At 64.9% G+C, this 18,699-nt stretch carries 19 protein-coding genes and 2 pseudogenes; 13 read left to right on the plus strand and 8 right to left on the minus strand.

What is annotated here, in order from left to right; genetic code table 11:
- Positions 1 to 146, minus strand: a pseudogene (locus WS49_RS35390) (AMP-binding protein); the annotation flags it as partial.
- A 315-nt stretch (positions 147 to 461) separates the two neighbouring features.
- Between WS49_RS35390 and WS49_RS28535 the strand changes: the two are divergent.
- The 9 genes from WS49_RS28535 to WS49_RS28575 all read left to right on the plus strand — a co-directional run bounded on the left by WS49_RS28535 (position 462) and on the right by WS49_RS28575 (position 7,777).
- Positions 462 to 1,379, plus strand: a complete 918-nt coding sequence (locus tag WS49_RS28535; protein ID WP_059535531.1) for a DMT family transporter — start codon at positions 462 to 464, stop codon at positions 1,377 to 1,379.
- A 113-nt stretch (positions 1,380 to 1,492) separates the two neighbouring features.
- Complete coding sequence (locus WS49_RS28540; RefSeq protein WP_059535533.1) at positions 1,493 to 2,098, plus strand: TIGR00645 family protein; 606 nt, start codon at positions 1,493 to 1,495, stop codon at positions 2,096 to 2,098.
- Positions 2,099 to 2,132: 34 nt separating this feature from the next.
- Positions 2,133 to 3,656 carry a fumarate hydratase gene (locus tag WS49_RS28545; protein ID WP_006478316.1) on the plus strand — a complete coding sequence of 508 codons (1,524 nt, stop codon included), beginning with the start codon at positions 2,133 to 2,135 and terminating at the stop codon, positions 3,654 to 3,656.
- A gap of 191 nt (positions 3,657 to 3,847) precedes the next feature.
- A complete protein-coding gene (gene bfr / locus WS49_RS28550; protein WP_059535536.1) occupies positions 3,848 to 4,324 on the plus strand; it encodes a bacterioferritin in 477 nt (158 codons plus the stop codon).
- A 37-nt stretch (positions 4,325 to 4,361) separates the two neighbouring features.
- Positions 4,362 to 5,225 carry a glutamate racemase gene (gene murI / locus WS49_RS28555; RefSeq protein WP_059535538.1) on the plus strand — a complete coding sequence of 288 codons (864 nt, stop codon included), beginning with the start codon at positions 4,362 to 4,364 and terminating at the stop codon, positions 5,223 to 5,225.
- A gap of 149 nt (positions 5,226 to 5,374) precedes the next feature.
- Positions 5,375 to 5,611, plus strand: a complete 237-nt coding sequence (locus WS49_RS28560; protein ID WP_059535540.1) for a (2Fe-2S)-binding protein — start codon at positions 5,375 to 5,377, stop codon at positions 5,609 to 5,611.
- Between the two features lie 217 nt (positions 5,612 to 5,828).
- Positions 5,829 to 6,569 (plus strand): energy transducer TonB, encoded by a 741-nt coding sequence (locus WS49_RS28565; protein ID WP_059535542.1) that lies wholly within the window; start codon positions 5,829 to 5,831, stop codon positions 6,567 to 6,569.
- 34 nt (positions 6,570 to 6,603) lie between these two features.
- Positions 6,604 to 7,335 (plus strand): MotA/TolQ/ExbB proton channel family protein, encoded by a 732-nt coding sequence (locus WS49_RS28570; protein WP_059449473.1) that lies wholly within the window; start codon positions 6,604 to 6,606, stop codon positions 7,333 to 7,335.
- A 13-nt stretch (positions 7,336 to 7,348) separates the two neighbouring features.
- Positions 7,349 to 7,777 carry an ExbD/TolR family protein gene (locus WS49_RS28575; protein WP_006754473.1) on the plus strand — a complete coding sequence of 143 codons (429 nt, stop codon included), beginning with the start codon at positions 7,349 to 7,351 and terminating at the stop codon, positions 7,775 to 7,777.
- A gap of 379 nt (positions 7,778 to 8,156) precedes the next feature.
- Here the strand turns inward: WS49_RS28575 and WS49_RS28585 are convergent, their stop codons facing one another.
- The gene (locus WS49_RS28585) at positions 8,157 to 9,134 is read right to left on the minus strand and encodes a LysR family transcriptional regulator (RefSeq protein ID WP_059535546.1); all 978 of its coding nucleotides are present in this window, start codon (positions 9,132 to 9,134) and stop codon (positions 8,157 to 8,159) included.
- Positions 9,135 to 9,256: 122 nt separating this feature from the next.
- On the opposite strand from WS49_RS28585, the gene WS49_RS28590 reads away from it, so the two are divergent.
- From WS49_RS28590 to hemP, 3 genes are all read left to right on the plus strand, one after another.
- Positions 9,257 to 10,129, plus strand: coding sequence for a pirin family protein (locus WS49_RS28590; RefSeq protein WP_059535547.1), 873 nt, complete (start codon positions 9,257 to 9,259; stop codon positions 10,127 to 10,129).
- Between the two features lie 99 nt (positions 10,130 to 10,228).
- Positions 10,229 to 10,711, plus strand: a complete 483-nt coding sequence (locus WS49_RS28595; protein ID WP_059535558.1) for an SRPBCC family protein — start codon at positions 10,229 to 10,231, stop codon at positions 10,709 to 10,711.
- A gap of 138 nt (positions 10,712 to 10,849) precedes the next feature.
- Entirely contained in the window at positions 10,850 to 11,095 is a 246-nt protein-coding gene (hemP, locus tag WS49_RS28600) for a hemin uptake protein HemP (RefSeq protein ID WP_039322336.1), read from the plus strand.
- Between the two features lie 329 nt (positions 11,096 to 11,424).
- On the opposite strand, the gene WS49_RS28605 is transcribed toward hemP, so the two are convergent.
- The 5 genes from WS49_RS28605 to uvrB all read right to left on the minus strand — a co-directional run bounded on the left by WS49_RS28605 (position 11,425) and on the right by uvrB (position 16,969).
- Complete coding sequence (locus WS49_RS28605; protein WP_059535550.1) at positions 11,425 to 12,822, minus strand: 4Fe-4S binding protein; 1,398 nt, start codon at positions 12,820 to 12,822, stop codon at positions 11,425 to 11,427.
- Positions 12,819 to 13,661 (minus strand): FTR1 family iron permease, encoded by an 843-nt coding sequence (locus WS49_RS28610; RefSeq protein ID WP_059535552.1) that lies wholly within the window; start codon positions 13,659 to 13,661, stop codon positions 12,819 to 12,821. Before WS49_RS28610 ends, WS49_RS28605 begins: the two co-directional genes overlap by 4 nt.
- 58 nt (positions 13,662 to 13,719) lie before the next feature.
- Positions 13,720 to 14,052, minus strand: a complete 333-nt coding sequence (locus tag WS49_RS28615; protein ID WP_006760846.1) for a cupredoxin domain-containing protein — start codon at positions 14,050 to 14,052, stop codon at positions 13,720 to 13,722.
- A 55-nt stretch (positions 14,053 to 14,107) separates the two neighbouring features.
- Positions 14,108 to 14,659 carry an iron transporter gene (locus tag WS49_RS28620; RefSeq protein ID WP_057929472.1) on the minus strand — a complete coding sequence of 184 codons (552 nt, stop codon included), beginning with the start codon at positions 14,657 to 14,659 and terminating at the stop codon, positions 14,108 to 14,110.
- A gap of 219 nt (positions 14,660 to 14,878) precedes the next feature.
- Positions 14,879 to 16,969: an excinuclease ABC subunit UvrB gene (uvrB, locus tag WS49_RS28625; RefSeq protein ID WP_059535554.1), complete on the minus strand. Its 2,091-nt coding sequence runs from the start codon at positions 16,967 to 16,969 to the stop codon at positions 14,879 to 14,881.
- Positions 16,970 to 17,219: 250 nt separating this feature from the next.
- On the opposite strand from uvrB, the gene WS49_RS28630 reads away from it, so the two are divergent.
- Complete coding sequence (locus tag WS49_RS28630; protein WP_059535557.1) at positions 17,220 to 18,419, plus strand: amino acid aminotransferase; 1,200 nt, start codon at positions 17,220 to 17,222, stop codon at positions 18,417 to 18,419.
- 142 nt (positions 18,420 to 18,561) lie between these two features.
- Here the strand turns inward: WS49_RS28630 and WS49_RS35395 are convergent.
- A pseudogene (locus tag WS49_RS35395) lies at positions 18,562 to 18,699 on the minus strand (3-hydroxybutyrate dehydrogenase); the annotation flags it as partial.

Raw genomic sequence — 18,699 nt, forward strand, 5'->3', positions numbered from 1 at the left:
CGCGCCCAGAAGCCTTCGTAATCCTGCTCGGCTTCGGCGGCCAGCGCGCGGTAGACCGGCATGCCGGAAATGGTCGCCGCCTTCTCGAGCGCCTCGGGCGGCGCAAACTGACGGGTTTCGTGAAGAACCGATTCAATCGCAGACATCGACTACCCCTTGGTGAACATGAATCCTCTGCATGGCGGCGCGATCGTGCGCGCCGCGTCTTGGCCGGCGCTTGCGCGCCGCTGTCTCCCACTCACCCGCGCGCGGCCCGAAGGCTGCGCGCGATGCTGCGCCGCACCACGTCACAAGACGGTGGATGTACGGCCCGGCGATATCCACGATAAGCGCTCGAACTTACCCGTCACTTACGCGACATCGCCGTTTCGCACGCCGCGCGGCGGCGCCTTGCGGTCTGCTTTACGCTGTTACAACCGCGACCCTACAATCCTAACTGAACTCGCCTCCCGGATTCCAGCTTGAATCGCTACGCCCTCTTCCTCATCCTGTCGATGCTGTTTGTCGGCAGCAACGTCGGTATCGGCAAATCCATCGTCGTCTTCGTCCCGGTCGCCATCCTCGCCACGTTGCGCTTCGTAATCGCGATCGCCGTGCTGTGGCCGCTGTTCAGCCCGGTGAAGATGCGTGCCGTCCAGCGCGCGGAATGGCTGAACCTATTCCTGCAGGCGTTCTTCGGTACCTTCATGTTTACGCTGCTGATGCTCAATGGCGTGCAGCGCACGAGCGCAGTCGCGGCCGGCGTGATCACGAGCACCATCCCGGCGATCGTCGCGCTGTTCGCGTGGCTGATCCTGCGTGAAAAACCGAACGGCCGTGCGCTCGTGTCGATCGCACTCGCGATCGCCGGCGTCGTGACGATCAACCTCGCCAACGGCAGCGCAGGCAGCGCGTCCGCGCACGGTGCCGGCGGCACCTCGGCCGGCTCGCTGACCGGCAACCTGCTGATCCTCGGCGCCGTGTGCTGCGAATCGATCTACGTGATCCTGTCGCGCCGGCTCACGCAGACACTCGCGCCGATCGACATCTGCGCATACACGCACCTGTTCGGCCTGTGCCTGATGCTGCCGCTCGGCGCGACGGCGTTGTGGCATTTCGATTACGCGAGCGTGCCGGCCGGTACGTGGGCGCTCGTCGTCTGGTACGGGCTGTCGGCCAGCATCTTCTCGTTCTGGCTGTGGATGAAAGGTATCCGGCACGTGCCGGGCAGCCTCGCCGGCGTGTTCAGCGCGGTGCTGCCGGTGGCGGCCGCCGCGTACGGCATCGCGTTCCTCGGCGAACGCCCGACGCTCGCGCACGGCATCGCGCTCGCATGCGTCGTCAGCGGCATCGTGCTCGCGAGCCTGCGCGTGAAGCGCGTGCCGGCGGCCGCGTCCTGATCCGTCCCCGGCAGCCCCGGCGCGTCGCTGCAGTCGCGCCGGCCGACGCGTTACAATAGCGCGCCTTTTCAAGATTACCCCCGATACCTGCGCCCAGCGCCCGACCCTCCACCATGTCTGCCCCGCATTCGCCCGGCTCCAACCGTCGTCCCCTGCGCCCGCTGCCCGCGCTGATCTTCATGAGCCGCTGGCTCCAGGTTCCGCTTTATCTGGGCCTGATCGTCGCGCAGGCCATCTATGTGTTCCTGTTCCTGAAGGAAGTCTGGCACCTGCTGTCGCACGCGACGAGCCTGGACGAGATCAGCGTGATGCTCGCAGTGCTCGGCCTGATCGACGTCGTGATGATCTCGAACCTGCTGATCATGGTGATCGTCGGCGGCTACGAGACGTTCGTGTCGCGCCTCGGCATCGAGGGCCATCCCGATGAGCCCGAGTGGCTCGACCACGTGAACGCGGGCGTGCTGAAGGTCAAGCTGTCGACGGCGCTGATCAGCATTTCGTCGATCCACCTGCTGAAGACCTTCATCAACCCCGACCAGCACACGACGCACGCGATCATGTGGCAGGTGATCATCCACGTGTCGTTCCTCGTGTCGGCGCTCGTGATGGCGTGGGTCGACCGCCTGACGACCCACACGCACCCGGCCCATTTCCACGAGACGCATGCGCCCACCCCGGTCGTGTCCCGCAAATCGGTCGAAGTCGCCGCCAACGCATAAACGTATTCCCCTCAGTCCTCACAGAGTCTCAGCCATGACCGTCATCAAACAGGAAGACCTGATCCAGAGCATCGCGGATTCGCTGCAGTACATCAGCTACTACCACCCGCTCGACTACATCCAGGCCCTCGGCCGCGCGTACGAGCTGGAAGAGAGCCCGGCCGCGAAGGACGCGATCGCGCAGATCCTCACGAACAGCCGCATGTGCGCGGAAGGCAAGCGCCCGATCTGCCAGGACACCGGCATCGTCACGATCTTCGTGAAGGTCGGCATGGACGTGCGCTGGGACGGCGCGACGATGGGTCTCACCGACATGATCAACGAAGGCGTGCGCCGCGGTTACACGCACCCGGACAACGTGCTGCGCGCATCGATCGTCAATCCGCCGGAAGGCGCCCGCAAGAACACGAAGGACAACACGCCGGCCGTGATCCACTACGAGATCGTGCCGGGCGACAAGGTCGACGTGCAGGTCGCGGCGAAGGGCGGCGGCTCGGAGAACAAGTCGAAGTTCGTGATGCTGAACCCGTCCGACTCGATCGTCGACTGGGTGCTGAAGACGGTCCCGACGATGGGCGCGGGCTGGTGCCCGCCGGGCATGCTCGGGATCGGCATCGGCGGCACCGCCGAAAAGGCGATGCTGATGGCGAAGGAATCGCTGATGGAGCCGATCGACATCCAGGAAATCATCGCGCGCGGCCCGAAGGACTGGGTCGAGGAACTGCGCGTCGAGCTGCACGAGAAGGTCAACGCGCTCGGCATCGGCGCGCAGGGCCTCGGCGGCCTCGCGACCGTGCTCGACGTGAAGATCATGGCCGCACCGACGCACGCGGCGTCGAAGCCGGTCGCACTGATCCCGAACTGCGCGGCCACGCGCCACGCGCACTTCGTGCTCGACGGCTCGGGCCCCGCGAAGCTCGAGGCGCCGTCGCTCGACGCGTGGCCGAAGGTCCAGTGGGAACCGAACACGGAAACGAGCAAGCGCGTCGACCTGAACACGCTGACGCCGGAAGAAGTCGCGAGCTGGACGCCGGGCCAGACGCTGCTGCTGTCGGGCAAGATGCTCACGGGCCGCGACGCCGCGCACAAGCGCATCGCCGACATGCTCGCGAAGGGCGAGAAGCTGCCGGTCGACTTCACGAACCGCGTGATCTACTACGTCGGCCCGGTCGATCCGGTGCGTGACGAAGTGGTCGGCCCGGCAGGCCCGACGACGGCCACGCGGATGGACAAGTTCACCGAGACGATGCTCGCGCAGACGGGTCTGATCTCGATGGTCGGCAAGGCCGAGCGAGGCCCGGTCGCGATCGACGCGATCAAGAAGCACAAGGCGGCGTATCTGATGGCGGTCGGCGGTGCGGCTTACCTCGTGTCGAAGGCGATCCGCGGCGCGAAGGTGCTCGCATTCGAAGACCTCGGCATGGAAGCGATCTACGAGTTCGACGTGCAGGACATGCCGGTGACGGTGGCGGTCGATTCGTCGGGCACGTCGGTGCATCAGACTGGTCCGAAGGAGTGGCAGGCGAAGATCGGCAAGATCCCGGTCGCAACCGCTTAAGCGCGCTCACGAAAGGCCGGACGGATGTCCGGCCTTTTTACTTCTCATTCTCGTTATCGCGCGCGGCCCGCAATCCGGGGCCGATTCTCATTACACGCAAAAGGCAGGCCCGACAAGGCTTCGAGGCTTGGCTTTTCCCGTTCGAGCGATTATCGTTCGGTTTCTGAAGCCCCACTGAACAAGGAACAGCCATGCAAGGCGACAAGAAAGTCATCGAATACCTGAACGCCCAACTGAAGAACGAACTCACGGCGATCAACCAATACTTCCTGCATGCGCGCATGTACAAGCACTGGGGCCTCGAAAAGCTCGGCAAGCACGAATACGACGAATCGATCGGCGAAATGAAGCATGCCGACTGGCTGATCGAGCGCGTGTTCATGCTCGACGGCCTGCCGAACCTGCAGGACCTGCACAAGCTGCTGATCGGCGAGGAAACCGAAGAGATCCTGAAGTGCGACCTGAAGCTCGAGCAGATCTCGCAGTCCACGTGCAAGGAAGCGATCGCTTACTGCGAATCGGTACGTGACTACGTGTCGCGCGAGATCTTCGAAAAGATCCTCGACGACACCGAAGAGCACATCGACTGGCTGGAAACGCAGATCGACCTGATCGGCAAGGTCGGCCTGCAGAACTACCAGCAGACGATGATGGGTTCGCCCGAGTAATCGCCACGCCCGCCACGATCGCCACCTCGCCTTCCGCATGACGACGACGAACCCGCCAGCCGCTTCCGCGGTCCGCCCCGCCGCCCCCGTCGGCATCTTCGATTCGGGGCTCGGCGGCCTGTCGGTGCTGCGTGCCGCGCGCGCGCACCTGCCCGGCGAGTCGTTCGTCTATGTCGCCGATTCGCACCATGCACCGTATGGTCCACGCGACGAGGCATTCATTACGGAGCGCACGCTGGCCATCGGCGAGTGGCTCGCCCGCGAAGGCGCGAAAGCGCTCGTGATCGCGTGCAACACCGCAACGGCGCGCGCGATCGCGGCCATCCGCGAGCGCCTGTCGATACCGCTCGTCGGCGTCGAGCCGGGCATCAAGCCGGCCGCCGCGCTGTCCGCGACCGGCGTCGCGGGCGTGCTCGCCACGCAATCGACGCTGAACAGCCCGCGCTTCCAGGCACTGCTCGACCGCTACGGCGCGGGCCGGCGCTTCATCTGCCAGCCCGGCCACGGGCTCGTCGAAGCGATCGAACGCGGCGACACGAACTCACCCGCGTTGCGCGCGTTGCTCGCGCGTTACCTGCAGCCGATGCTCGACGACGGCGCCGATACGCTGGTGCTCGGCTGCACGCACTACCCGTTCTTCACGGAAACGATCCGTGACCTTGTCGGCGACCGCCTGACGATCGTCGATACGAGCGATGCCATCGCCCGGCAACTCACGCGGGTGCTCGACGAACGCGGCCTGCGCGCGCCGGCCGGCACGCATGCCGCGCCGCCACGCTTCTGCTCGACGAGCGACGGCCTGCAACTGCGCGCCCTCGCATCGTCGCTGCTCGGCATCGACGCACCGGTCGAATCCGTCACCATTTCCTCGCCGAACGCGCGCACCTGCGCGACCGTCTGACGCGGGCCGGCACGCCGCCGGTCCGCCCTCTCCCGCTCCGCCTCCCGGTTCAAGGGTCCGATGACCTTAAAAAAAGCCGAACCAGGCTTGTCAACGTCCGCAAATTTAATGATAATAATTCGCATTAACGTTAGCTATCGCAACTCATCATGATCGTCTGCGTGTGCAAGTCTGTTTCCGACCGCAAGATTCGCGCGTCCCTCGCCGAGGGCGTGAGTTCTTTCGATGAACTCCAGTTCGAGCTCGGCGTGGCCACCTGCTGCGGCAAGTGCGAGGAGTCCGTCCGCGACCTCATGGCCGAGCAAGGCGTCTGCGCGAGCCGGTGCGGCATCGAGCATCACGCTCATCCGATTCCGGTGACGTTCTACGACCGCAAGGCCGCCTGAGCGGCGCCGAGCGTACCCGTGCGGCTGCGGCCGCATTTGATGTCCGACCGTCAGCAAGCCACCTTCCGCGCGAGCCAGCGGCTTACCTGCCAAGGAGCCTGTCATGGAATTGCTGATCGGATTTGTGACCACCGTGTGCATCTCGCTGCTGATCTTCCGCAAGTAATACCGATTCACCCGCCGCGCCCCGGGTGCGACGTCGTTCTTCCAAGCTAACATGCAGGCTTCGCAATCCGCTCCTGCCGGTGTCCTGCCGGCTGCCCCACGTATGAATCCCCGGGTCATCACCGTCGCGGTCGGTGTGCTTGCCGCACATGCGATCATGCTGACGGCCGCGTGGCTCCATCGCAACGCGCCGCCGCCGAAGGCGGTCGAAGTCCAGTCGATCACCGCGCAGTTGATCCCGCCCGCGCCGGCCGCTCAGCCGGTCGCGGTCGAATCGGTTGCGCAACCCGCACCACCGAAGCCCACGCCGCGCGTCAAGCCGAAGGTCGAACCGAAACCGGTACAGAAAGCAGTCAAGCCGACGCCTCAGCCGGTCGCACAATCGCCGTCTCCGACGCCCGTCCCGGCAGCCGATCCGACACCCGCGCCCACCGCACCCACCGCACCTGCCGCCGCCCCCGCCGCGCCGGCGGCCACGCCCGGTCCGGCCCGTGAGACGATGCAAGTCAGCGCGCCGAAGAACGTATCGGCGCTCAAGTGCAGCTTCGTGAAGCCCACCTATCCGTCGATGTCGCGTCGCCGCGGCGAAACGGGCACGGCCTATGTTCACTTCGTCATCGGCTTGACGGGCAAGATCGAAAGTGTCGAGTTGCAAAAGAGCAGCGGCTACCCGCGCCTCGACGAGGCAGCGCTGGATGCGACACGCGCCAGCACCTGCCCGCCATACCTCGAGAACGGGCAAGCGATCCGCGCCGCACATACGCTGCCCTTCAACTTCACGCTCGACGATTAACCCGCCTCATTCGAGAGATTCAAAGGAAACAAAAATGCAAAGCTACGGTATCGCGCACGTCTGGGCGCAAGGTGATTTCGTCACGCGCGCCATCGCGATCACGCTGCTCGTGATGTCGGTCCTGTCGTGGATCGTGATCATCGTCAAGGGCTGGAACGTGGTTCGCCTGAACCGTCTCACGAAGAATGCCGAGCAGGCGTTCTGGCATTCGGACGATTTCGACGACGGCATCAAGAAGCTCGGTCTCGCCGCATCGACGCCCAGTGACAACCCGTTCCTCGCGCTCGCGCTGTCCGGCAAGGAAGCCGCCGATCACCACCATCAGACGCAACCGCACCTGCACGACCGCATGGACGTGTCGGACTGGGTCACGCGCTGCCTGAAGGACACGATGGACGAAGGCATCTCGCGCATGCAGGCCGGTCTCGCGATCCTCGCGTCGATCGGCAGCACGGCGCCGTTCGTCGGCCTGTTCGGCACGGTCTGGGGCATCTACCACGCTCTGCTCGCGATCGGCGCAACCGGCCAGACGTCGATCGACCAGGTCGCGGGCCCGGTCGGCGAGTCGCTGATCATGACGGCCTTCGGCCTGTTCGTCGCGATTCCCGCCGTGCTCGGCTACAACGCACTGACCCGTGCGAACAAGGGTGTCGTCAGCAAGCTGCGCCGCTTCGCGCACGGCCTGCACGCATACTTCGTGACGGGTGCGCGCCTCGCGTCGTCGTCGGCCCGCGACGGCCTGCGCCTCGCTTCGCGCGCCAGCTGAGACGGGGTGAACCATGGCAATGAACACCGGCTTCAGCGATGACGACGACGATGGCGTGATGAGCGAGATCAACATGACGCCGCTCGTCGACGTCATGCTCGTACTCCTGATCATTTTCCTCGTGACGATCCCGGCGATGCAGCACGCGGTGAAGATCGACCTGCCGCACGCGAGCAGCCAGCCCGTCGACGAAAAGCCGCAGACGGTCGACGTCGCGATCCAGGGCAACGGCACGATCCTGTGGAACGACCAGACGGTCACGCGCGAGCAGTTGCAGGCGCACATCGCGGAAGCGGCACAGCATCAGCCGCAACCGGAGTTGCACCTGCGTGCCGACCGCAAGGTTGCGTATGAGCGTGTGGCCGAAGTGATGTCCGATGCGCAGGCCGGCGGCCTGACAAAGCTCGGCTTCGTGACGGAGCCGACTGCGAAGGCGAAGTAACGCACGCGCGTTTGTCTCGCCGGCCGCACCTAGCCGGTCGCACCTAGCCGGCCGCGCACAAAGTAAAAGGCCTTCATCGCCAGATGAAGGCCTTTTTTCATGCGCACGCGGGCGCCTTCGGGCGGCGGGCTCTTCGGCGGTATCGGTTGCGCCTCGAGCAACGCAAATGCGGCTACCGTGGTCTGCACGGACTGCGCGTTCTGCCCTATCTGGCTCGCAACATATGCGGCCACCTGATTCCGCTCAGAACTTCCTTCGCGAAATGGGATTTCAATATAGGCCTGCCCGCGTATGCATTCAAGGTCCCGGCGATTGAAACTTGCGATTGCCGGCGGCGCTTCAATGACAAAACAAATTTGCCACGACGCGCATCTTGCATTCAGGTGGCCGAAGCATCGGCCGCCGTCGCGTCCTGCTTCGCGCGCTCAGGGCACCCCGGCTGCTTGTATTCGCCGTGGTCGAGCTTCTCGACCAGATAGTCGACGAACGCGCGCACCGCGGGCGGCATGCCCTGCCGCGACACGAACACCGCATAGAGTTGCGGCACCGGCAGCGTCCAGCCGGGCATCACCGGCGACAACTGCCCCGCACGCAACGCATTGCCGTACATCATCTCGGGCAGCGCCGCGATGCCAAGGCCGTCGAGCACGGCCTCGCGGATCGTCATCAGATCGGCCGTCACGAGCCGCGGATCGTGCTCGTGCAAGTGCCGCGTGCCGTCCGGCGCGATCAGGTTGAACACGTGCCGTCCGTCGACGCTCGGCGTATCGAGCGTCTCGAAGTGCGCCAGATCGTCCGGCACGAGCGGCGGCGCATTCTGGTTCAGCAGGCTCGGCGCGCCGACCAGCATCTGCTCGGTCCGCCACAGCGGCCGCACGACGATGTTCGCGTTCTGCGGCGGCTCCGAGCGCACGCGCAACGCAACGTCGACCGAATCCTCGAACAGGTCGATCACGCGATTCGTCACACGGATGTGCACCTTCACCTCGGGATAGCGGTGGAGGAATTCGGGGAGGATGCGCGACAGCATCGTCTGCGACAACGTCACCGGGACGCTCACGCGCACCGAGCCGCGCGGCGATGCGCGCAACTGCTGCACGGCGTTCATCGCGGCCTGGGCTTCGGCGAGCATCGCCTGGCAATGCTGGTAGAACAGCTCCCCCGCCTCGGTCAGCGCGAGCTTGCGCGTCGAGCGCTGCAGCAGGCGCACGCCGAGCGCCGCCTCGAGTTCGGTCAGGCGCCGCGACAGGCGCGATTTCGAGATACCGAGCACGCGTTCCGCAGCCGAGAAACCGCCGTGTTCGACGACCTGCGAAAAGTACATGAGGTCGTTCAGGTTGTGTGCATCGATGTTCATGTCATCGTTCCAATTTCAGAACAATCCATTGCGAACCGCCGCAAATCGGACCGTAAAACGCCCAATATAATAGCGCTATGTTTCAAAAATGACGCTATTCTGATGATACCGAGGGCTTCTGCATGACGACCGCTCGCTCGCTTGACCGCACGTACCCCGCGCTTCGCACGACCGAAGGCGGCGGCTTCGTGGTTCACCGCCCGTTCCCGACCCGGCTGTTGATGGATTTCGATCCGTTCCTGCTGCTCGACGAAATGGGCCCCGTCGACTATGCCCCTGGCGAAGCCAAGGGTGCGCCCGACCATCCGCACCGCGGCTTCGAGACCGTCACCTATGTGCTCGACGGGCGCTTTCGCCATCGCGACTCGGCCGGCCATGCCGGCACGCTCGGCCCCGGCGACGTGCAGTGGATGACGGCCGGCGCGGGCGTCGTGCACAGCGAAATGCCGGATCCCGCGTTCGCACAGGCTGGCGGACGCTCGCACGGCTTTCAACTGTGGGTCAACCTGCCGCGGCGCGACAAGCTGATCGCACCGCGCTACCAGGAGATCCCGGCCGCCCGCATCCCGACCGCGACGTCACCCGACGGGCGGGCGCAGGTCCGCGTGATCGCCGGCGAAGCGTTCGGGGTGCGCGCGGCAATCGAGACACGCACGCCGATCCTCTACCAGCATTTCACGCTGCAACCGGGCGCAACGGTCACCCAGCCGGTGCCGGCAGGTTATCGCGTGTTCGCCTATCCGCTCGACGGAGCCGGCCGCTACGGGCCCGACAGGCAGCAAGTCGACGCACGGCAGATGATCGTCTACGGTGACGATGGCGACGCGGTGACGTTCGAGGCCGGCGATACGCCGCTCGAGCTGCTGCTGATCGGTGGCGTACCGCTCAACGAGCCGATCGTCCGCTATGGCCCGTTCGTGATGAATACCGAGGAAGAGATCCGGCAGGCCGTCGTCGACTACCAGACCGGCCGCATGGGCTGCATCGACGCATGACGTCCGAACGGGGCCGCAGGGGCCGCGAAACCGCGCGTTTTGCGTCACAATAACTTCTTGAACCATGTGGCCGCCCGCCACCAGAAGGAACCCGTCCCCTTGAACTTCGAACATCTGATCCAGATCAACTCCGACGATCCGGCCGTGCCGTCCCTCACCCGCGACCAGCTCTGGGAAGGCCTCGTGCTGCGCGCCGAACAGCCACAGCTGTTCGTGATCGGCCTCGACAGCTGTGTCGTCCATGAACGGACGGACACCACGCTCGAACGCGAGCTGCACTACGGGCATGCAACCGTGCGCGATCGCGTGACGTTCACCCCGAACCAGCAAGTGCGCTACGACATCCATGCGGCCGGCGGCGAAATCGGCGGCTCGCTGACGATGACGATCGAGGAACGCGACGACCACGAGTTGTTCCTGCGCTTCGAGTACCACACGACGCTGACCGTGACGGACGACAGCGAGGAAGCACGCCAGACGCACGGCATCGTCAAGGAAGCGTATCGCACGTCGGACATCGACACGGTGCGCCTGATCCGCGAATACGCACAGGGACGCAAGGACCCCGACCCGCTCCACTGACGTCGGCGGCGGCCTGCGGGCCGCCCCTTTGATTCAAGCTATCGAATTTGTCATACCGATCGATAAAGAGTTTTTGTAAATGGGAATAGTTATCATTTAGAATTCATTCCATCGTATCGACAGTCACCGATCAACCGAATGACCGACACCACGCGCCCGACCACGCTGACCTTGCGCCGCACGACCGGCACCGCAAGCGCCAACCGTCAGAAGACGGCAGCGGTCACGACGCCGGCAAAACCTGCCGGCAGCCGCGATGCCGGCACCCGGACCCTCAGCAGCGATGCGCTGCTGCAAGGCCACAGCCACATCAGCATCGCGCATAACGGAGAGACCTATCAGTTGCGTGCCACGCGGCTCGGCAAACTGATCCTGACGAAGTAACGACAGAGTATTGTGGGGACCACCTCCCTGAGAGGTGTTGGGCAGTAGCCAGCGTAACGGCTTGCACGCGAGATCTAGACCCCTTCGTGCAAACACACTCAAGCAGCCGTTGCAGCAAGCCAAGCCACTTTTTTTGGTTCTCGCACAAGGAAGAAAAAAAGCGACACGTCCTTCGACGTGTCGCTTTTTTGTTGGTGCGTCTGGATGCAAAGAGAAAGACATCGCGGCTGTCGGCACTTCACCTTCAGCTTCGGCGGGTTCCGGAGCCCGACGGCGAAATACGCTCGCCTGCTGCTCCGGAGCCCGGCCACAAGGCCGTCAAGACCGCGTCAGAAACCCCAGAACATCAACCACCATGCGCTGTCGACCACGGCCAGGCCTGCCGCGAACCACGCGAATGCCGCCAGGCGACGCGGCCACGCCGCATAGCGCCCCGTCACCTTCCATGCGAGCCAGGCGCTCCATGCGTTCGCACCGACCAGAATCGCGATGCGAACGTCGGTCGCCCAGCCGAGCGGCACGTGCTCGGCCCGCAGCAGCGACAGCGTCGTCGCCGACAGGCCGAGGAATACGCCGGCTCCCGCGATCGGGATCAGCGCCTGTGCGAGATGATGGAGACGCACGCGGTCGAAACGGCCGAGCATCAGCGTCGCACCGGCCAGCAGCACGAGCAGCGCGGTGCCATACACGAGCCCCGTGCCGACGATGTAGCTGACGATCAGCCCGCCGTCGAGCCACGAGAACACGTCGTTGCGATCGGGATAGTGCGTGAGCAGGAACCACGGTGCATTCGTCTCGAGCGGCCACGTGATGTCGCGATCGATGAGCCAGCCCGCGAGCCATTGCTTGATCTGCACGAACCACGGGCTGACGGTCCAGTGGAACGCACCGATCGCGACGCCGAGCAGGCCGTACAGGATCAGCGCCGTGTCCCACGGATTCGCCTGCTGCGCGCCGAGGCTCACGACCTCGTCGGACGGCGAGCGCCACGACAGCGCGATTGCGTCGCGGTGCCCGCTGCAACGGCCGCACATATGGCATGCGGCGGCGCCCTTCATGTTGCGCAACGGCACGAGCGGCGCGCAATTGATCGGAATCACGCGATGCCCGTGCTCGCCGTTCTTGTACGAGCGACGCCAGGCATCCTCATCGACCTTGTAGCGCATCGGCGCGAGCCGCGCGAGCAGCCCGAACACACCGTTGACCGGGCACAGGTACTTGCACCACACGCGCTTCTCGCGGCCGTACAGCACGCCGATCACGATCGCGCCGACGGTCGAGCCGCCGAGCACGAACAGCACCGCGAGCGGGTACTGATACACGCTCACCATCTGCCCGTAGATCGTCGTGAGCCCGAATGCGACGAACGGCCAACCGCCCCACCGCATCCAGCGCGGAATCGCGTCGCCGCGGCCGAACTTGCTCGCATATTCGGTCAGCGCGCCTTCCGGGCACAGCACGCCGCACCAGACGCGGCCGAGCATCACCATCGACAGCAGCACGAACGGCCACCAGATGCCCCAGAACACGAACTGCGCGATCAGCGTGAGATTGCTCCACAGATGCGCGGAATCGTCCGGCAGCGGCAATACCGCGGGCACGATGATCAGGAACGCATAGACGGCGACGACGACCCACTGGATGCCGCGGATCACCGCGCCGTGGCGCTGCATCCACTGACCGGCCTGCGCGAGCCAGCCCGGCTTGGCTGCGGCAACAACACTCATGCCGCGCGACCTGCAGGGACGACCGGACGACGGCTCGCGCGCTTCATCAGCAGCCAGACCACCGCCCAGTACACCGCATAGGCGATCAGGTTGGTCAGCGCCGGGTGCGCGCGGTAGCCCGTCAGCGTCGCGACAAGCGAACCGAATGTGCCGGAGTCGTCGAGAATCGACGACGTATCCCACACCTGCGAAATGCCGAGCGGCAGGATTTCCTTGTCGATCAGCTTGTCGACACCGGTCTGGAACAGGCCTGCACCGAGGAACAGCAGCATCACTTCGGTGACACGGAAGAAATGCCGCCACGAGAAGTACTTGCCGCCGAGCTGCAACAGATAGAACGTGAGGAACGCAAGGCCCAGGCCGATCACGACCGCGAGCATCTGGCTGGCGTCCACGTGCCCCGACTGACCGAAACCGAGGCCGTACAGGAAGATCACCGTCTCGCTGCCTTCGCGAGCGATCGCGAGCGCGACCAGCACGGCGACGCCCCACCAGTTCGAATCGCGCGTGCTCTGCTGCAGCGACTGCTCCATGTCACGTTTCAGCGTGCGGCCGTGCCGGCGCATCCACAACACCATCTGCACGATCAGCACGCACGCGATCAGCACCATCGCCGTCTGGAAATAGTCCTGCGCGTCGCCGGACAGCACTTCGGTGAAGCCGACGAGCGCGGCGCCTAGACCGACCGCCATCAGCAGGCCGACCGCCACACCCGTCCACAGAAACGGCAGGCCGCGGCGCGCGTCGTCGTCGCCGTTCTTCAGCCATGCATAGAGGATGCCGACGACGAGCAGCGCTTCGACGCTCTCCCGCCAGACGATGAACAAGATCTGACCCATTGAATCCTCCTGACGCGCGGGGCAAGACACGCGTACGCCCGCACGCAGATAAAACGCATTACTTCGCGACGATCACGCCCTGCGCCTGCTGGTGGAAATCGTCGAAAAACTTGTATTCGCCCGGCGACAGCGGGGCGACGACCACGAATGAATCGGCGCCCGGCGCGAGCACCTTCTCCTTGCGCAACTGCACGCTCTCGAATTCGGCGGCGCCCTTGCCGGTATTCCTGATCTCGATCTTGAAGCGCTGGCCGGCCGGCACTTCGATGCGGGCGGGGTTCAGCTTGCCGTCCGTCATTTCGAGCTTGAACGTCGGCAGATCGGCGGCATGCGCCGCGCCGGCGAGCCACAGCGCGGCGGCTGCGGCGACGATTTTCTGGGGAAATTTCATTCTGGGTTCTCTGCGCCGACGGCGCGCCGAAGCGCGCCGTCCGTGATGCCACCAATCAGTACCCGCCCTTCTTGCCGATGCCGGCGAACGGGAAGTCGTATTCGAGGGTGATGGGCTTGAACCATGCGCCCACGCCCGTTTCCTTGTCGACGTGACGGCCGAACGCCATGTGGCCCGACTGCATCGGCGGCTTGACGGTCATCGTCAGGTGATACTTGCCCGGGCCGGCCAGCTTCACGTTGTCGCCATAGTGCGGGCCGTCGCTCGCGACCATGCCCATCAGGTCGCCTTCGGCCTTCCACTTCGTGTCGCCCTGCTTCGTCAACTTGTACGTGACCTGCAGGTAAGGCATCCAGTCGCCTTCCGCGAAACCCGTCGGGTTGTTCTTGACCGCGTGGATGTCCGCCTCAAGGTGGATATCGGAATCCGACGCCTTGCGCATCATCCCTTCCGGATCCATCGTGATCGGCTGCAGGTACACCGCGCCGATTTCCATGCCGCCCTGGATCTGCTGCTTGCCGATCGGATATTCGGCCGCCGAAGCCGACATCGCGGCAAGCGCCGCCGCTACCGCAACCGACGTGCGGATGAACGAAGAACCCAACATGGACACTCCTTGTTATTTGTCTGGTGACTTGCGCGCCGTCCATCAGAACCGCGTGCTGGAAACACTAACGCAACGAATAACGTTAATGCGAACTATTCTCAATACTTGCGGAGTTTAGCACCGAACCGGCTTCGGAACAAACGAGACACCGTGTAAACCCCTGATCCGACAAGGCTTACAACGGTGTTACCGGAAGATTTCAGTGACGTTTGGAAAGATTTACCGGACGCCGTTGACGTGGTCGCCCACGTTCGCGCCGAACACGCGCTCACGCAGCAGCGCAAGCTGGTCGCGCGTGGCGGCGGCTTTTTCGAATTCGAGGTTCTTCGCGTAGTCGGCCATCTGCTTCTCGAGACGCTTGATCTCTTTCGCGATCTGCTTTTCCGACATGTCCTCGAACTTCGCGCGCTGCTGTGCTTCCTTCAGCTCGGCGCGCGCGTCGTCGGCGTTGTACACGCCGTCGATGATGTCCTTGATGCGCTTCACGACGCCGCGCGGCGTGATCCCCATCTTCTCGTTGTGCGCGATCTGCTTCGCGCGACGCCGCTCGGTCTCGCCGATCGCGCGCTTCATCGATTCGGTCATGTTGTCGGCATAGAGGATCGCCTTGCCGTTCACGTTGCGCGCCGCGCGGCCGATCGTCTGGATCAGCGAGCGCTCGGCGCGCAGGAAGCCTTCCTTGTCCGCGTCGAGAATCGCGACGAGCGACACCTCCGGAATGTCGAGGCCTTCGCGCAGCAGGTTGATCCCGACCAGCACGTCGAACGTGCCGAGCCGCAGGTCGCGGATGATCTCGACCCGCTCCACCGTGTCGATGTCGCTGTGCAGGTAGCGGACCTTGACGCCGTGGTCGGCCAGGAACTCGGTGAGCTGCTCGGCCATCCGCTTCGTCAGCACGGTGATCAGCACGCGCTCGCCGGCGTTCACGCGCGCGTTGATCTCGGTCAGCACGTCGTCGACCTGCGAGCTTGCCGGGCGCACTTCGATTTCCGGATCGACGAGCCCGGTCGGCCGCACCACCTGCTCGGCGACCTGCCCCGTCACGCGCTGCTCGTAGTCGGCCGGCGTCGCCGACACGAACACCACCTGGCGCATCTTGCGTTCGAACTCCGGGAACTTGAGCGGCCGGTTGTCCAGCGCCGACGGCAGCCGGAAGCCATAGTTGACGAGGTTTTCCTTGCGCGCGCGGTCGCCGTTGTACATGCCGTTCAACTGGCCGATCAGCACGTGCGATTCGTCGAGCAGCATCAGCGCGTCGGGCGGCAGGTAGTCGACGAGCGTCGGCGGCGGCTCGCCGGGCGCGGCGCCCGAGAAGTGCCGCGAGTAGTTCTCGATGCCCTTGCAGAAGCCGAGCTCCTGCAGCATCTCGAGGTCGAAGCGCGTGCGCTGCTCGAGGCGCTGCGCCTCGACGAGCTTGCCGTCGCGGTGGAAGAACTCGAGGCGCTCGCGCAATTCGTCCTTGATCGTCTCGACCGCCCGCATCACGGTGTCGCGCGGCGTCACGTAGTGCGACGACGGATACACGGTGAAGCGCGGGATTTTCTGGCGCACGCGCCCGGTCAGCGGGTCGAACAGCTGCAGCGTCTCGACTTCGTCGTCGAACAGCTCGACGCGCACGGCCAACTCCGCGTGCTCGGCCGGGAAGATGTCGATCGTGTCGCCGCGCACGCGGAACGTGCCGCGCTGGAAGTCCTGCTCGTTGCGCGAGTACTGCATCGCGATCAGCCGCGCGATCACGTCGCGCTGGCCGAGCTTGTCGCCGGTGCGCAGCGTCAGGATCATCTGGTGATATTCGGACGGGTTGCCGATACCGTAGATCGCCGACACCGTCGCGACGATCACCACGTCGCGGCGCTCCATCAGGCTCTTCGTCGCCGACAGCCGCATCTGCTCGATGTGCTCGTTGATCGACGAATCCTTTTCGATGAACAGGTCGCGCTGCGGCACGTACGCTTCCGGCTGGTAATAGTCGTAGTACGACACGAAGTACTCGACCGCGTTGCGCGGGAAGAACTCGCGGAATTCCGAGTAGAGCTGCGCCGCGAGCGTCTTGTTCGGCGCGAACACGATTGCCGGGCGGCCGAGCCGCGCGATCGTGTTGGCCATCGTGAAGGTCTTGCCCGAACCGGTCACGCCGAGCAGCGTCTGGAATGCGAGGCCGTCGCCGACACCTTCGACGAGCGTTTCGATCGCGGTCGGCTGGTCGCCTGCGGGCGGATACGGTTGGTACAACTGGAACGGCGACCCTTCGAAGGTCACGAATTTCGATTCGTCGAGCGCGTCGCCGACTTCGGCGTGATGTTCGGACATGGAGTGCGGCCGGAGCGAGGGCAAAAAAACTATTCTAGCGCTTCGCGGCATTGCGAACCGCTGACGGCTCCTGACGCGCGGCAACCGCCCGAAATCGCAATTCGCCGTGCGATCGCCGCCTTCGGCAGCGTGAATTCGCTACAATGTCAGGCTGCTGCGCTTTCCGGCGCCGTGCCCGTTGGCGCGCGGTCTGCTGCGCCCGCCCCGCCGGCTGAAAGCCTGACCCTCTTTTCACTACTGCCGAATCATCATGTCGCTCTTCTCCGCTGTCCAGCTTGCTCCCCGCGACCCGATCCTGGGCCTGAACGAAGCCTTCAACGCCGATACGCGCCCGACCAAGGTCAACCTCGGCGTCGGTGTGTACACGAACGAAGAAGGCAAGATTCCGCTGCTGCGCGCCGTTCGCGAAGCGGAAAAGGCGCGCGTCGACGCCGGCCTGCCGCGCGGCTACCTGCCGATCGACGGGATCGCCGCGTACGACGCAGCGGTGCAGAAGCTGCTGCTCGGCAACGATTCGCCGCTGATCGCCGCGGGCCGCGTGGTCACGGCGCAAGCACTGGGCGGCACGGGCGCACTGAAGATCGGCGCCGATTTCCTGCGCACCGTGAACCCGAACGCGAAGGTCGCGATCAGCGATCCGAGCTGGGAAAACCACCGGGCACTGTTCGAAGCGGCCGGCTTCGAAGTCGTCGCGTACCCGTACTACGACGCCGCCACCAACGGCGTGAACTTCGAAGGCATGCTGTCGGCGCTGAACGGCTATGCGGCGGGCACGATCGTCGTGCTGCACGCATGCTGCCACAACCCGACCGGCGTCGACCTGACCGAAGCGCAATGGCAGCAGGTCGTCGAGGTCGTCAAGGCGCGCAACCTCGTGCCGTTCCTCGACATGGCCTACCAGGGCTTCGGCGAGAACATCGAGGCCGATGCTGCCGCGGTGCGTCTGTTTGCCGCTGCCGACCTGAATGCGTTCGTGTCGTCGTCGTTCTCGAAGTCGTTCTCGCTGTACGGCGAGCGCGTCGGCGCGCTGTCGATCATCACGTCGAGCAAGGAAGAAGCGACGCGCGTGCTGTCGCAACTGAAGCGCGTGATCCGCACGAACTACTCGAACCCGCCGACCCATGGCGGCGCCGTCGTCGCGGCCGTGCTCGCGTCGCCGGAACTGCACGCTTCGTGGGTGCAGGAGCTCGGCGAAATGCGCGATCGCATCCGCGCGATGCGCAACGGCCTCGTCGAGCGCCTGAAGGCGAGCGGCGTCGATCGCGACTTCAGCTTCATCAACGCGCAGCGCGGGATGTTCTCGTATTCGGGCCTGACCTCGGCGCAAGTCGATCGCCTGCGCGAAGAGTTCGGCATCTACGCGGTCGGCACCGGCCGGATCTGCGTTGCGGCGCTGAACACGCGCAACCTCGATGCGGTCGCCAATGCGGTCGCGGCGGTCCTGAAGTAAGCCGGCGTCGGCGGGCAGCGGCCCGCCCTGCCGAAACAAAAAACGCGCTCCAAGGAGCGCGTTTTTTTACGCCGCTTCACTTGCTGGCGAATGCTCGCTGCAGCACGAGCGGCGCGGCCGCCCGTACCGAACGCCGTTACCGTTACTGCATGAACCAGCCGTGGCTGACGACGACCGACTGGCCCGTGAGCGCGGCGCTCGGAAACGCCGACAGGAACAGCACCGTCTGCGCGACGTCCTGCACCGTCGTGAACACGCCGTCGACCGTGTTGCCGAGCAT

It is taken from the genome of Burkholderia sp. RF7-non_BP4 (genome assembly GCF_001521935.1).
Taxonomy (GTDB): Bacteria; Pseudomonadota; Gammaproteobacteria; order Burkholderiales; family Burkholderiaceae; genus Burkholderia; species Burkholderia diffusa.